This window comes from Mesorhizobium sp. M7D.F.Ca.US.004.01.2.1 (genome assembly GCF_003997785.1).
In the GTDB taxonomy this organism is placed as follows: domain Bacteria; phylum Pseudomonadota; class Alphaproteobacteria; order Rhizobiales; family Rhizobiaceae; genus Mesorhizobium; species Mesorhizobium loti.
On record NZ_RZRQ01000785.1, the window covers coordinates 1 to 314 of the forward strand.

Below are 314 nucleotides of genomic sequence, written 5' to 3' on the forward strand. Positions count from 1 at the left end.
CGGCACCGGGTCCCGGATTGTCCGAGGCGAAGTTCGGCGTGCCGTGGCGCATCGGCACGAAGGCGGCCGGTGGCTGGGTTGCCGACAGCAGATGCCCGTCGGCGGAAAACCGATAGATGTTCGGGCCGTATTCGTCGGAGATGAACATCGAACCATCGGGCAGCCGCACGATCGCCTCGTTGTCGAGCGCCAGCTTGCCATTGTCGGCTTGCGGCAGGATCGGCATGTCGCCGCTTGCCGCGCGCACGCCGTTGAGTGGGTCGAGGCCTGTGGCATCAGCCCCCTTGTCGTCGGTGAGAAGCATGGTGTCGGCG

Annotated in this window: 1 protein-coding gene; it reads right to left on the minus strand. The window is 66.6% G+C overall.

Translation table 11 applies throughout. The annotated features are described in order from the left end of the window. The coding region (locus EN993_RS36795) for an esterase-like activity of phytase family protein (protein ID WP_164758110.1) at window positions 1-314 on the minus strand (314 nt) is incomplete at both ends.